This is a genomic window from Pseudonocardia ammonioxydans, from assembly GCF_900115005.1.
GTDB classification, from domain to species: domain Bacteria; phylum Actinomycetota; class Actinomycetes; order Mycobacteriales; family Pseudonocardiaceae; genus Pseudonocardia; species Pseudonocardia ammonioxydans.
Genome location: NZ_FOUY01000003.1, coordinates 106832 through 121427 on the forward strand (window position 1 = coordinate 106832; position 14596 = coordinate 121427).

The 14596-nt window shown below is 74.4% G+C and carries 10 protein-coding genes; 6 read left to right on the forward strand and 4 right to left on the reverse strand.

Annotated features, from left to right (window positions below; all coding sequences use genetic code 11):
- Positions 1-57 precede the first annotated feature (57 nt).
- The 4 genes from BM093_RS04810 (at position 58) to BM093_RS04825 (ending at position 7907) form a co-directional block, all read left to right on the forward strand.
- Positions 58-2265 carry a histidine kinase gene (locus BM093_RS04810; protein ID WP_177238266.1) on the forward strand — a complete coding sequence of 736 codons (2208 nt, stop codon included), beginning with the start codon at positions 58-60 and terminating at the stop codon, positions 2263-2265.
- A 73-nt stretch (positions 2266-2338) separates the two neighbouring features.
- Positions 2339-3070: a beta-phosphoglucomutase family hydrolase gene (locus BM093_RS04815; protein WP_093337775.1), complete on the forward strand. Its 732-nt coding sequence runs from the start codon at positions 2339-2341 to the stop codon at positions 3068-3070.
- Positions 3067-5472, forward strand: a complete 2406-nt coding sequence (locus tag BM093_RS04820; protein ID WP_093337777.1) for a glycoside hydrolase family 65 protein — start codon at positions 3067-3069, stop codon at positions 5470-5472. The genes BM093_RS04815 and BM093_RS04820 overlap by 4 nt, the downstream gene beginning before the upstream one ends.
- A 170-nt stretch (positions 5473-5642) precedes the next feature.
- Positions 5643-7907: a HelD family protein gene (locus BM093_RS04825; protein ID WP_177238281.1), complete on the forward strand. Its 2265-nt coding sequence runs from the start codon at positions 5643-5645 to the stop codon at positions 7905-7907.
- A gap of 58 nt (positions 7908-7965) precedes the next feature.
- On the opposite strand, the gene BM093_RS04830 is transcribed toward BM093_RS04825, so the two are convergent.
- From BM093_RS04830 to BM093_RS04845, 4 genes are all read right to left on the reverse strand, one after another.
- Positions 7966-8985 (reverse strand): fatty acid desaturase family protein, encoded by a 1020-nt coding sequence (locus BM093_RS04830; RefSeq protein ID WP_093337779.1) that lies wholly within the window; start codon positions 8983-8985, stop codon positions 7966-7968.
- A 97-nt stretch (positions 8986-9082) separates the two neighbouring features.
- Positions 9083-9664: a DinB family protein gene (locus BM093_RS04835; RefSeq protein WP_245773304.1), complete on the reverse strand. Its 582-nt coding sequence runs from the start codon at positions 9662-9664 to the stop codon at positions 9083-9085.
- 63 nt (positions 9665-9727) lie between these two features.
- Complete coding sequence (gene recQ / locus BM093_RS04840; protein ID WP_093338100.1) at positions 9728-11566, reverse strand: DNA helicase RecQ; 1839 nt, start codon at positions 11564-11566, stop codon at positions 9728-9730.
- A 146-nt stretch (positions 11567-11712) separates the two neighbouring features.
- The gene (locus BM093_RS04845) at positions 11713-12555 is read right to left on the reverse strand and encodes a polysaccharide deacetylase family protein (protein WP_093337783.1); all 843 of its coding nucleotides are present in this window, start codon (positions 12553-12555) and stop codon (positions 11713-11715) included.
- 200 nt (positions 12556-12755) lie between these two features.
- Between BM093_RS04845 and fgd the strand changes: the two genes are divergently transcribed.
- Positions 12756-13760 carry a glucose-6-phosphate dehydrogenase (coenzyme-F420) gene (fgd, locus tag BM093_RS04850; protein WP_093337785.1) on the forward strand — a complete coding sequence of 335 codons (1005 nt, stop codon included), beginning with the start codon at positions 12756-12758 and terminating at the stop codon, positions 13758-13760.
- 5 nt (positions 13761-13765) lie between these two features.
- On the forward strand, positions 13766-14581 hold the full coding sequence (locus BM093_RS04855) for an enoyl-CoA hydratase/isomerase family protein (protein WP_093338103.1): 816 nt from the start codon (positions 13766-13768) through the stop codon (positions 14579-14581).
- Positions 14582-14596 lie beyond the last annotated feature (15 nt).

Genomic DNA, 14596 nt, shown 5'->3' on the forward strand with positions numbered 1-14596 from the left:
GTGGTCGGCGCAGGAGCATCCGGGTCGGGGTCGCCCCTTCCCGATCTCGTGCCGCCGATGCTGCCCGCCTCGGGCGAGCTCTCCGACGCGACCGACCCGGGCCGCTGGGCGGTCGAGTTCGGCTGGGAGGGCCACCGCTGCGTGGCCTACGTCCGCCCGGCGAAGGTCCGGCTGCTGTCGTCGACCGCACGCAGCGTGACCGGCTCGTTCCCCGAGCTGGCCGTGCTGGCGCAGGGCTGCCCGCCCGGCGGGATGGTGCTCGACGGCACCGTCGTCGCACTGGACGAGGCCGGACGCCCGTCCCGCGGGCCGCTGCTGCGGCGCACCGCGACACTCGCCCCGGACGACGCGCTGCGGGCCGAGGTCCCCGTCGGCTACGTGATCACCGACCTGCTCTGGTGCGACGGCCGGCGGATCATGGACCTGCCCTACCGGCGGCGCCGTTCCGAGCTGGAGGCGCTCGACCTGGCCGGGCCGAAGATCCTCGTGCCGCCGTCGTTCGGGCTGGACGAGGCCGATCTCGTCGCGCGGACCGCGGAGCGCTACGGCCTCGACGGGCTGCACCTCAAGCGCCTCGACGTGCCCTACCAGCCGGGGCGGCGCACCCGGCACTGGTTGCGGGTCCCGCTGCGGCGCCGCCGCCAGGTGCTGGTCGCGGGCTGGGTCCCGGCCGGCGGGTCGGGCTCGGGTGGCCCGGGCTCGGGTGGCGCGGGTTCGGCCGGGCCCGGTCCGGGTGGGTCGGGAACGCGGCCGGCGGCCGGTCGCGAGCGCGTCGCCGCGGTGCTGCTGGCGCTGCCCGGCCCGGACGGCCCGCGCTACGTCGGGCGGGTCGGGGTCGGTGCGGCCGACGCCGACGCCCGCACCCTGGTCCGGGCGCCCGTCGTGGACGCGCCGCCGCGCGACGTGCCGGAGGGCATCGCGGACGGCGCGCGCTGGCTGGCCCCCGGGCTGGTCGCGGCGGTGGAGCACCGGGGGCGGACGGCGGCCGGACGGCTCGCGCTGCCCTCGTGGCGGGGTCTCGTGCCGCCCGACGAGCAGGACGCCGAGCTCGCCGCCCACATCGAGGTCGCCGCCCACGCCGAGGCCGCCGCCTCCGCCGGGGCTCACGCCGAGACCGGCGGAGCTCCTGGCACCGCCCCTGCCACGGCCTCTGCGCCGGCCACGGCCGAGGCCGCCGGCGGGGCCCGGAGCACGCCGGCCGGGCGGGGGAAGCGGACGTCGGCCGGCCGGGCCGCCCCGGCGTCGTCGACCGCCACGGCCGCACCGCCCGCCGGCCGGCGACCCGCCACAGACCCTCCTGCCGAGGATCGGCCCGCCACGGACGGGCGCACCGCGCACCGGCCTACCGCGGACCGATCTACCGAGGACCGGCCTACCGCGGAACGGTCTGCCATAGAACGGCCTACCGCGGAACGGCCCGCCACGGACCGGGCTACCGCGGAACGGTCTGCGGCGGAACGGCCTGCCGCGGGCCGGTCCGGCACGAAGTCGCCCTCGACGGACCGGGCGGCCGCGGCCCGGGCCGCCGCCGATCAGCACGTCGCGGACCGGTCCGCCACCGATCCCTCCGCCACGGACCGGCCCGGCGCGGAGGTGCCCGCCACGGGCCGGTCTGCCGCGGACCGGTCTTCCACGGATCGGTCTGCCGCGGACCGGCCCACGGCGGACCAGTCCACCGTGGACCAGCCCGCCACCGGTCCGTCCGCCCGGCCCGGTGCGGAGCAGTCCGCTGCCGGACCGGCGGAGGAACCGGTGCCACCGGACCGGCCGGGGCCCTGGCACGGGCCGCTGTCCCGGCGCCTCGAGCAGCACTTCGTCTACAACACCCTCAACACGATCGCCGCACTCGTGCGGACCGACCCGCCGCAGGCCCGCGAGCTGCTGCTCGGCTTCGCCGACCTGTCCCGGGCCGCCGACCGCGCGGAGGAACCGGCGATCCGGCTCGACGAGGAGCTCGCGGCGGTCCGGGCGTACCTGCAGATCGAACGCACCCGGTTCGGGACCCGGCTGCACGCCGAGGTCGACGACCCGCGCGAGGCCGGCGCCGACCCGGCCGCCGCGGTCGCGCCGCTGATGGTGCTGGCGGCGGTGCGGCGCGGGGTGCAGGAGGAGATCGAGCCCGTCCCCGAGGGCGGCGCGGTGCACGTGCGGCTCTCCGGCGGGAGCTGCCGGGTGGAGGTACGCCCGGCCCGTCCCGACCGGCCGGATGCCGCCGACGACCCGTTCGTCCTGCTCAGCCTGCCGCTGGACGTACCGGCCGGATAGCGACCCCGGCTCGCGCTCGCCGTCGTACTCCCCGGGAGGGCGCAGCTTCATCGATCCGGATACCGTGCGCGCCATGCTGGGGCTGCCCGAGGGCACACGTGTGTGCCTGTTCGACCTCGACGGCGTGCTGACCGACACCGCGAGCGTGCACGCCGCGGCGTGGAAACAGATGTTCGACGAGTACCTGCGTTCGCGCGACGGCGCGGGCTTCACGCCGTTCGACGCCACCGCGGACTACGGGCCCTACGTCGACGGCCGGCCCCGCCTGGAGGGCACCCGCGGCTTCCTCGCCTCCCGCGGGATCACCCTGCCGGAGGGCACCCCCGGCGACCCGGCCGACGCCGAGACCCTGTGGGGCCTGTCGACCCGCAAGAACGACCTGGTCCAGGTCAAGATCACCGAAGGGGTCGACGTCTACCCGGGCTCGCGCCGTTACCTCGAGGCGGTGACGGGGGCCGGGCTGCGCACCGCGGTCGTGTCTTCCTCGGCAAACGCCGAGCAGATCCTGCGGGTGACCGGGCTCGAGCGGTTCGTGGACCACCGGGTCGACGGCGTCACCGCCCGCGAGCGGGGCCTGCCCGGCAAGCCCGCCCCCGACACCTTCCTCGCCGCCGCGGCCGACCTGGGGGTCGACAAGGCCGCCGCCGTGGTGTTCGAGGACGCGCTGGCCGGTGTGGAGGCCGGCCGCGCCGGAGGGTTCGGCGCCGTCATCGGCGTCGACCGCCTCGACCAGGCCGCCGCGCTGCGTGAGCACGGCGCCGACGTCGTCGTCACCGATCTCGCCGACCTGCTGGAGCGTTCGTGAAGCCCGATCACCTGCCCACCTTCACCGTCGAGCCGTGGTGCGTGCGCGAGCCGCGTCTCGACCTGGGCGTGCTGGGCCAGTCCGAATCGGTGTTCGCCCTGTCCAACGGGCACATCGGCCTGCGCGGCAACCTCGACGAGGGGGAGCCGCACGTCCTGCCGGGCACCTACCTGAACTCGTTCTACGAGGTGCGCCCGCTGCCCTACGCCGAGGCCGGCTACGGCTACCCGGAGTCCGGGCAGACGGTCGTCAACGTCACCAACGGCAAGCTGATCCGGCTGCTGGTCGACGACGAGCCGTTCGACCTGCGCTACGGCACGCTGCGCCGCCACGAGCGGGTGCTGGACATGCAGGCGGGCACCCTGTCGCGCGAGGTGGAGTGGGAGTCCCCGGCCGGGCGCGCGGTGAAGGTCCGCTCGACGCGGCTGGTGTCGCTGACCCAGCGGGCGATCGCGGCGATCTGCTACGAGGTCGAGCTGGTCGGCACCGGCAACGGTAACGGCGCCGGTAGTGGTGAGGGTGCCGACGCCAACGGTGACGGCGCGCTGCTGGTGCTGCAGTCCGAGCTGGTCGCCAACGAGCAGCTGCCCGGCCGCGGCGAGGACGACCCGCGACTGGACACCGCGCTGGACAACGTCCTGGAGCCGGAGCAGTGCCGCGCCGGTGACGCCGGCGCCACCCTCGTGCACCGCACCCGCACCTCCGAGCTGCGCTGCGGTGCGGCGATGGAGCACGAGGTCACCGGGCCGGAGGGCGTGCAGGTCTCCACCGACGCCAACGAGGACCTGGCCCGCACCACGATCATCGCCCGGGTCCGCCCCGGCCAGACCCTGCGCGTGGTCAAGTACCTGTCCTACGGCTGGTCGTCGCGGCGCAGCCTGCCCGCGGTCTACGACCAGGTCCGCGCCGCGATCGCCGCCGCCCGCTACACCGGCTGGGACGGGCTGGTCGCCGAGCAGCGCGCCTACCTCGACGACTTCTGGGCCACCGCCGACGTCGAGATCGACGGTGACGCCGAGCTGCAGCAGGCGATCCGGCTGGCGACCTTCCACATCCTGCAGGCCGGTGCGCGTGCCGAGCGCCGCTGCATCCCGGCCAAGGGGCTCACCGGCGACGGGTACGACGGCCACACCTTCTGGGACACCGAGACGTTCTGCCTGCAGGTGCTCTCGTTCGTCGCCCCGGACGCGGCCGCCGACGCGCTGCGCTGGCGGCGCTCGATCCTGCCCCAGGCGTTCGAGCGGGCCGAGACGCTCGGGCTGAAGGGGGCGGCGTTCCCGTGGCGCACGATCCGCGGGCACGAGTGCTCGGGCTACTGGCCGGCCGGCACCGCGGCGTTCCACATCAACGCCGACATCGCCGACGCCGTGCGCCGGCACGTGGCCGCCACCGGGGACACCGCGTTCGAACTCGAGGTCGGACTCGAGCTGCTGGTCGCCACCGCGCGGCTGTGGCGCTCGCTGGGCCACCACGACTCGGCGGGCAACTTCCGCATCGACGGGGTGACCGGGCCGGACGAGTACTCCGCGATCGCGGACAACAACGTCTACACCAACCTGATGGCCCAGCAGAACCTGCGCTACGCGGCCGAGGTCGCGGCCAAGCACCCGCGCTCGGCGGCCCGGCTCGGTGTCGACTCCGAGGAGATCGCGTCCTGGCGGGACGCGGCCACGGCCATGCTCATCCCGTTCGACGAGCGGCTGCGCGTGCACCCGCAGTCCGAGGGGTTCACCGACCACCAGCTGTGGAACTTCGAGGACACCCCCGCCGAGCGCTACCCGCTGCTGCTGAACTACCCCTACTTCGACCTGTACCGCAAGCAGGTGGTCAAGCAGGCCGACCTCGTCCTGGCGATGCAGATCTTCCCGGACGAGTTCACCGACGAGCAGAAGCGGCGCAACTTCGCCTACTACGAGGCGATCACCGTGCGGGACTCGTCGCTGTCGGCGTGCACCCAGTCGGTGATGGCCGCCCGCACCGGGCACCTGGAGCTGGCCCACCAGTACCTCGCCGAGGCCGCCCTGGTGGACCTGCACGACCTGGCGGGCAACACCGACCACGGCATGCACATCGCGTCGATGTCGGGCACCTGGACCGCGGTGGTGCTCGGCTTCGGCGGGATGCGCTGCGAGGCCGACGGGCTCTCGTTCGCGCCGGTGCTCCCGCCGTCGCTGTCGCGGATCTCGTTCGGGCTGAAGTGGCAGGGCCGCCGGCTGCGCGTGACGATCACGCCGGAGGAGGTCGAGTACCAGCTGCACGAGGGGGCTCCGATGCGGCTGCGCCACCACGGTGAGCCGATCGCCCTCGACGGGGAGGCGCCGGTGACGGCACCGGTCCCGGCCCCGGAGTGGGTGGAGGCCGTCGAGCAGCCCTACGGCCGGGCGCCGCGCCAGCGCACCTGACCGGGTCCGGGCGCGGCGCTGGTACGTTGGTACGTCGCGCCACGTGAAGACACGTGTGCGCGATCGTGTTCGTCTCCTCGGTGGAGGATGCCCGCGCCGTGCCCGAACCCACCCCTGGCTCCGCGATCCCGGACGACCCGGAGCTCGCCCATGAACGGTCCTATGTGGACATGCTCTACACGCTGCTCGAGGACCGGCGGCGTGACACCGCGAAGCGGCTCGCCGACACGCTGCGCGAGGAGACGGTCGGCACGCCGCAGGCGCTGAGCCAGCGCGACGCCGCGGCGGCGCTGCTCGCGGACCGGCTGGCGGCGCTGCGTGCCGCCGAGCACGGCCTCGCATTCGGCCGGCTGGACACCGACTCCGGGGAGACCCGCTACATCGGCCGGATCGGGCTGCTCGACGAGCAGAACGAGTACGAGCCGCTGCTGATGGACTGGCGGGCCCCCGCGGCGCGCCCGTTCTACACGGCGACGGCGGCGAACCCGGAACAGATGCGCCGCCGCCGGCACCTGCGCACCCGGTTGCGCCAGGTCGTCGCGATCGACGACGAGCCGCTCAACCTCGCCGAGATGGACGACGAGGAGAAGGCTCGCGCCGGATCGGGACTGACCAGCGAGGCCGCGCTGCTCGCCGCGGTGTCCGAGGCACGCACCGGCCGGATGGGCGACATCGTCGCGACCATCCAGGGCGAGCAGGACCGCATCATCCGGTCCAAGCCGTCCGGGGTGCTGGTGGTGCAGGGCGGCCCGGGTACCGGCAAGACGGCGGTGGCGCTGCACCGTGCGGCCTACCTGCTCTACACCCACCGCGACCGGCTGGCCCGCCGCGGCGTGCTCGTCGTCGGGCCGAACCCGACGTTCCTGCGCTACATCGGCCAGGTCCTGCCCTCGCTGGGGGAGACCTCGGTCGTGCTCGGCACGGTCGCCCAGCTCTACCCGGGCCTCGACGCGCGCCGCCGGGAGGACCCGGCGACCGCCGAGCTCAAGGGCCGGGCGGAGATGGCCAAGGTTCTCGCTGCGGCGGTGCGCGACCGCCAGCAGGTGCCGCGCACGCCGGTCGAGCTCGTCGTGGAGCAGCAGCGGGTGGTGCTCGACCGGGACACCGTCAGCCAGGCCCGCACCCGTGCCCGGCGTTCCCGCAAGCCGCACAACGAGGCCCGGCGGGTCTTCCGCAAGGAGCTGCTGCGGCTGCTCGCCGAGCAGGTCGCCCGCTCGGTCGGGGCCGAGCTGCTGGACCGGCGCGACGTCGAGGACATCCGCGACGAGCTGGCCGAGTCCGCCGAGATCCGCACCGAGCTCGAGGCGCTGTGGCCGACGCTCTCCCCGGAGCGGCTGCTCACCGACCTGTTCGCCGACCGCAAGCGGCTCAACTCGGTGGCCCGGCGGATCCCGGCCGCGGAGCGGGCGCTGCTCGAACGGCCCGCGCCGGGCGAGGACGAGCCCTACGAGCTGCACTGGTCGGTCGCGGACGTCGCGTTGCTCGACGAGGCGGCCGAGCTGCTCGGGGACGACGGGTCCGCGCAGGCGGCGGCCGAGGCGGCCGCGCTGCGCGAGGAGGTCGAGTACGCCCAGGGCGTGCTCGACGTGCTGGACCTGGAGGAGGACCTCGACCCGGAGCTCCTGCGCGCCACCGACATCATCGACGCCGACCGGCTCGCCGAGCGCATGCAGGTGCAGCGCTACGACTCCACCGCCGAGCGGGCTGCCGCCGACCGCGAGTGGACCTACGGGCACGTGATCGTCGACGAGGCGCAGGAGCTCTCGGCGATGGCCTGGCGGATGATCATGCGCCGCGCCCCCTCCCGGTCGATGACCCTGGTCGGGGACATCGCCCAGACCGGGGACCGCGGCGGCGCCGGCTCCTGGGACGAGGTGCTCTCGCCGTTCGTGGCCCGCCGCTGGCGGCTCGAGCAGCTGACCGTGAACTACCGGACCCCGGCGGAGATCGCCGACGTGGCCGACGACGTCCTGACCGAGATCGACGCCTCGCTGGAGCCGCCGTCGTCGGTGCGCTCGACCGGGGTGCCGCCGTGGGCCGAGGTCCTGCCGGGCGACGCGGCGGGGCGGAACCGGACGCTCGCCGCGCGGGTCGCGGCCGAGCGCGACGCCGTGGGGGAGGGCCGCACGGCGGTGCTCGTCCCGGCCGCGCGCCTGCCCGAGGCCCGGGCCGCGCTGGTGGACGCGGGTCTCGTCGGGGCCGACTCCGACCCGGACGACCTCGACGTCGCCGTGGTGGTGCTGCCGGTGGGCGCGTCGAAGGGCCTGGAGTTCGACGCGGTGCTGGTCCTCGAGCCCCAGGAGATCCTCGACGAGTCGCCGCGGGGGCGCAACGACCTGTACGTGGCGCTGACCCGGGCGACCCAGCGCCTCGGGGTCCTGTACTCGGGCGAGCTGCCCCCGGTGCTGAAGGGGCTCGGCCGCTCGTCCTCATGATCGGGGAGTCGTGGTGGATCGGTGCCGGATCCGGCACCGATCCACCACCACTGCCCGATCACCCGGTTCGTTCGGGGGTGCGCAGCGGGGCCCCGGCCGCGTGCAGCGAGCGCAGCGTCTGCGCGTAGGAGTCGACCAGACCGGTCCGCAGGTACGGCACACCGATCTCGGCGCAGTAGGCGGCCACGATCGGCTGGGCGCGGCGCAGGTTGACCGAGGGCATCGCCGGGAACAGGTGGTGCTCGATCTGGTGGTTCAGCCCGCCGTAGGCGATGTCGACCAGGCGGCCGCCGGCGATGTTGCGCGAGGTCAGCACCTGGCGACGCAGGAAGTCCTCCGGCTCGTCGCCGCTGCGCATCGGCATCCCCTTGTGGTTCGGGGCGAACGTGGCGCCCATGTAGAGACCCCACAGCATCTGGTGCACCAGCACGAACACCACGGCCTTGCCCAGCGGCAGCACGCCGAACACCAGCGCCACGTAGAGCAGCACGTGCGCGAACAGCAGGGTCGCCTCGGTGCCCCGGCCGCGGGTGGAGCGGTCCAGGCAGGCACGGAACCCGGCGTAGTGCAGGAAGAAGCCCTCCAGCAGCAGCGCGGGGACGAACAGCCACGCCTGGTAGCGGCCGAACCACCGGGGCAGGCCGCTGCTGGCGCGGGCCTGGTCCGGCGACCAGACCAGCAGGTCCGGCTCGACGTCGGGATCCCGCTCGGCGTGGTTCGGGTGCGCGTGGTGGCGGGTGTGCTTGTCCATCCACCAGCTGTAGGACATGCCGATGCCGAGATTGCCCAGGATCCGGCCGACGAGCATCGAGGTGCGGGCCCGGCGGAACACCTGGCGGTGCGCGACGTCGTGCGCGAGCAGGGCGACCTGGGCGAACACGACGGCCAGGAACGCGGCGACCGCGACCTGCCACCACGAGTCGCCGAGCGCGACCACGGCGCACCACGCACCGACGTAGGCGCCGCCGACCAGGGCGAACCGCAGCACGTAGTAGCCGGGACGGCGAGCGGTCAGTCCGGCGTCGGCGATGCGCCGGGACAGGGCCGCGAAGTCGTTGCGGGTGAGAGAGCTGGTCATGCCGGTTGATGCTTGCGTGGTGCACCCCGGTCGGTAAGCCGACGGGCACCCGGCCGGAACCGGGGGCAGGCACCAGTGACGTCGGTTGTGGCCGTCGTCACGTACCGGGCGGGGCGGCCCGGTACAGGTCGCGCAGCAGCGCGATCTCGGCGCCGTGGTGGAGCACCTCGCGGTGGATGTGCAGGACGAGCGCCGCCAGCGGCGCGTCCGCGTACGGGCCCTCGGCGGGCCCGCAGGGCCTGCTCAGGCCGTCGGTACCCAGCGCGGCCACGCCCTCGGTCCAGCGGCGGTAGTGCTCGTCGAGCTGGGCCAGCGCCTCGTCGGCTCCCGCGGCGTAGGTGTGCGAGGCGTAGTCGACCGGCGGGCCGCCGAAGTGGGCGTGGTTGCGCATCCCGAACACCCCGACGATCACGTGCGCGAGCCGCCAGGCGATCGTCGTGACCGGGGGCGGGTCGGGCTCGGGGAAGGCGAAGTCCACGACCAGGTCGCCGGCGCCCGCGCTGTGCGAGGAGACCGCCTCGCCGCGCGGGCGCACGCTCCACGTACCGGGCGCGGGCTCCCAGAAGTACTCGTCGTCGGTCAGGCCCTCGAACCGGGGGCGCAGAAGGTGCTCCCACCCGAAGGTGAGCTGCTCGCGCAGCTCCCGGTTCCAGTCCATCGTGGTGCCGGTTCGTGTCATGCCGGGCACGCTACGAGCCGACGCGGACACCTACCGTCCGCGACGCCCGGCGCACCTCGGGCCTCACAGCTGGTCGTCGCCCCCGTGCACGACCTCGAGCACCTGGTCGCCGTAGCGGGCGAGCTTGCCCTCGCCGATCCCGGAGATCGTCCCGAGCGAGGCCCGGTCGGCGGGGGAGCGGGACGCGATCTCGCGCAGCGTCGCGTCGTGGAAAATCACATAGGCGGGCACGCCCTGCTCCTTCGCGGCGGCGGCGCGCCACGCCCGTAGCCGTTCGAACACCGGTGCGGCGTCCGCGGACAGCTCGGCGGCGGGGGGCTTGGAGCCGCCGGACCGCGACCGGGAGCCGCGGGTGGCGCGTTCCGGCTCGGTCCGCAGGGTCAGCGGCTGCTCACCGCGCATCACGGCGGGGGACTCGTCGGTGAACACCAGCGTCGAGTGCGCCCCGCCGACGGTCAGCAGGCCACGCGCCACGAGCTGACGGATCACGCTGCGCCACTGGGGTTCCGTGAGGTCGGAGCCGACACCGAAGACGGACAGCTCGTCGTGCGAGAACTGGTCGATCTTCGAGGTGCGCCTGCCGAGCAGGATGTCGATGACGTGCACCGCGCCGAAGCTCTGCCGGCGCTCGTTCTTGAGCCGCCAGACCGTGGAGAGCACCTTCTGCGCGGCGACCGTCCCGTCCCACGACGACACCGGTGTCAGGCAGGTGTCGCAGTTCCCGCAGCTCGCGGTGCCGAGATCCTGGCCGAAGTAGCGCAGCAGCTGGGCGCGGCGGCACTCGGTGGTCTCGCACAGCGCCAGCATCGCGTCGAGGTGCGCCCGCAGCCGGCGCTTGTGCGCGGCGTCGCCGTCCGAGTCGTCGATCATCTTGCGTTGCTGGACCACGTCGGGCAGCCCGTAGGCCAGCCACGCCGTCGACGGCTCGCCGTCGCGGCCCGCGCGGCCGGTCTCCTGGTAGTAGCCCTCGACCGACTTCGGCAGGTCCAGGTGGGCCACGAACCGGACGTCGGGCTTGTCGATCCCCATTCCGAACGCGATCGTCGCGACCATCACCACGCCGTCCTCGCGCAGGAACCGCGCCTGGTTCTCCCGCCGGACCGCGGCGTCCAGACCCGCGTGGTAGGGCAGCGCGCGGATGCCCTGCGCGGTGAGGGCCTCCGCGGTCTGCTCGACCGACTTGCGGGACAGGCAGTAGACGATCCCCGCGTCACCGGGGTGCTCGGTGCGCAGCAGGTCGAGCAGCTGACGGCGCGGCTCGTTCTTCGGAACGATCCGGTAGGCGATGTTCGGCCGGTCGAAGCTCGCGACGAAGTGCCGCGCCTGCGCCAGCTCGAGGCGCTGGGCGATCTCGGTGCGGGTGGCGTCGGTCGCGGTCGCGGTGAGCGCGACCCGCGGCACGTCCGGCCAGCGCTTCGGCAGCTCGGAGAGCAGCAGGTAGTCCGGGCGGAAGTCGTGGCCCCACTGGGCGACGCAGTGCGCCTCGTCGATCGCGAACAGCGCGATCCGGCCCCGCTCCAGCAGCCGGACGCAGGACTCGACGCGCAGCCGCTCGGGAGCCAGATAGAGCAGGTCGAGCTCACCGGCCAGGAACTCCTGCTCGGTCAGCCTGCGCTCGTCGGCGTCCTGTGTGGAGTTGAGGAACCCGGCGCGCACGCCCAGCGCGCGCAGCGCGTCCACCTGGTCCTGCATCAGCGCGATCAGCGGGGAGATCACCACGCCGGTGCCCGAGCGGGCCAGCGAGGGCACCTGGTAGCACAGCGACTTGCCCCCGCCGGTGGGCATGAGGACGAGCGCGTCGCCGCCGCCGGTGACGTGCTCGACGATCTCCTGCTGGTCGCCGCGGAACCCGTCGTAGCCGAACACCCGGCGCAGCACCTCGTGCGGGTCCGACGAGCGCACCGGTGGCGGACCGGACGCCGCTGCAGCGGGCAGGTCGTCCTCCGGCGGCGGCTCCCAGCCGTGGTCGTCCTCGGGCTCGGGCGGGAGCGGGATCTCGTCCGCGTCGGAGGAGGCGTCGAACACGGGGTCGATCGTACGAGCCGGGTTCAGCCGGCGTCGCCGGGTGCGGGTGCACCGGCCCGCCCCGGCTCGGCGGGGGCGTCCGGGAGGACGACGCGGTAACCCTGCTCGCGCAGCCACCCGAGCAGGACGCCCAGCGCCGCGACGGTCTCGGTGCGGGTGCCGCCACCGTCGTGCAGCAGGATGACGCCGCCGTCGCGCAGGTCCCGCTGCACGGTCGCGACGATCGACGCGGCCGGGGCACCGGCCCAGTCCCGGGGGTCGACCGACCAGCCCAGGGGCGTCATGCCCGCCGCGGCCGCGCCCTCGGTGAGGGCGGGCGACCAGGCGCCCTCGGGAGCGCGGAACAGCGTCACGGGCGCGTCCGGGTCGCCCGCGGCGGCGCTGAGCTCGGTCCGGGAGATCCGCAGGGCCCGGCCGATCTCCTGTGGTGACGCCGTCCCGAGGGCGGCGTCGTGGGCCGAGGTGTGGTCGCAGAGCCGGTGGCCCTCCGCGACCGCCCGGCGCACCAGTCGCCAGTGCTCCATCGCGTTGCGGGTGACGACGCAGAACGTGGCGCGGGCGTCGTGGCGGGCCAGCAGGTCGAGCACCTGCGGGGTGATCACCGGGTCGGGGCCGTCGTCGAAGGTCAGGGCCACGGTCCGCCCGCCCGCGGCCGTCGTCGTCCGGACCGCCGGGTCGACCGGCGCCGACTGGAGCGTCCCCTGCTCGGCCGCGGTGGCCGGTGCGCCACCGCCCGCGATCCGGGCGATGCCGGCGACGGCGAGCACGACCAGCGTGACGACGACGGCGATGAGGACCGCCCAGCGCTGCAGGTAGGGCGGGCGCACGATCCGGCCCAGCGTCGCCCGGCGGCGGGTATCGGGCATCGTCGTACCTCGATCGGGTGAACCGGCAGTGCACGCACCGTACGAAAGCCCGGCCCGTGGTGACGACCGACACGCCGATGACCCGGCCGGGACGATGCCGGGCTCGGGCGTGCACCGGGGAGCGGCCCGGTGTGGCAACGTCGGGGGCGACACGGCGCGTCGACCGATGGGCGCGCCCGGCACGCGGTAAGGACTGATCCGTGGATCTCAAGATCGGATACAAGGCGTCGGCCGAGCAATTCGGCCCACGCGACCTCGTCGAGTACGCCGTGCTCGCCGAGCGGCTGGGGCTCGACAGCGTCTGGGCCTCGGACCACTTCCTGCCCTGGCGGCACACCGGCGGGCACGCGCCGGCCGCCCTGCCCTGGATGGCGGCGGTCGGTGAGCGGACCGAGCGGGTGCAGATCGGCACCTCGGTGCTGACCCCGACCTTCCGCTACAACCCGGCCGTGCTGGCCCAGACGTTCGCGACGATGTCGATGCTGACCGGCGGGCGCACCACGCTCGGGGTCGGCACCGGCGAGGCGCTGAACGAGATCGCCGTCTCCGGCCGGGAGTGGCCGGAGTTCAAGGAGCGTTTCGCGCGGCTGCGCGAGGCCGTGCGCCTGATGCGGGCACTGTGGACCGAGGACACGGTCAGCGTGGAGGGCGACTACTACACCCTCGTCGACGCCACGATCTACGACCGGCCCGAGCAGCCGGTCCCGGTCTACATCGCGGCCGGCGGCCCGATGGTCGCCCGCTACGCCGGACGCCAGGGCGACGGCTTCATCTGCACCTCCGGCAAGGGGATGGAGCTCTACACCGACAAGCTCCTGCCCGGCGTGGCCGAGGGTGCGGACAAGGAGGGCCGCGACGCGGGCGCGATCGACAAGATGATCGAGATCAAGATCAGCTACGACCGGGACCCGGAGGCGGCGCAGGAGAACTGCCGCTTCTGGGCGCCGCTGTCGCTCACGCCGGAGCAGAAGCACTCGGTGGGGTCCTCGCAGGAGATGGAGCGCCTCGCCGACGAGCTGCCGATCGAGCAGGTCACCCAGCGCTGGATCGTCGCCTCCGACCCGGACCAGGCCGTCGAGCAGATCCGGCCCTACCTCGACGCGGGGCTCAACCACCTCGTCGTCCACGGGCCGGGCGGCGACCAGGAACGCTTCCTCACGCAGTTCACCGAGGACGTCCTGCCGAAGCTGCGGAAGCTGGGGTGAGCGCGATGTCCAGCGAGACGGCCGGCGGAACGTCGAACGAGAAGTCCGCAGTGGAGCGTGACGGCCGGGTGCTGCGGTGCCGGATCTCGACCGGCAGGCACGGCACCCTCGACGGCCCGGCGATGCAGGAGGTCGGCGCCGCCCTGGAGAAGCTGGCCGGGCAGGACCCAGCCGACCCCGACAGCGTCGGCGCGGTCCTGCTCCACGGTGACGGCGACAACTTCTGCACCGGCGGCGACGTGCGCGCCTTCGCCGGTGCCGAGGACCGCTACGCCTACGTGCACGCCCTGGCCGACACCTTCCACGCGCTGCAGCGCCCGCTGGCGACCGCACCGGTGCCGACGGTCGCCGCGGTCGCCGGCTGGGCCGCCGGCGCGGGCATGAGCGTCGTGCTGGCCTGCGACATCGCCGTCGGTGGCCGGTCGACCCGGATGCGTCCCGCCTACCCGGGGATCGGCTTCTCGCCGGACGGCGGCATGAGCTGGACACTGCCGCGGCTGGTCGGCATGGCCCGGGCCCGGCGCATCCTGCTCACCGACGAGGTGCTGGAGGCCGACACGCTCACCGAGCTCGGCCTGCTGGCCTCGGTGGTCGACGACGACGCGGTGGCCGAGGAGGCGGCGGCGACGGCACACCGGCTGGCGCAGGGCCCGACCGCGGCGCTCGGACAGATCCGGAACCTGCTCGCCGGGACCTGGGAGATGTCGTTCGCCGAGCAGCTCGACGCCGAGTCCGACTCGATCGCCACCTGCGCGGCCGGACCCGAGGGCGCCGAGGGGCTCGCCGCGTTCGGGGAGAAGCGGCGCCCGCGCTTCCACTGATCGGCACACGTACAC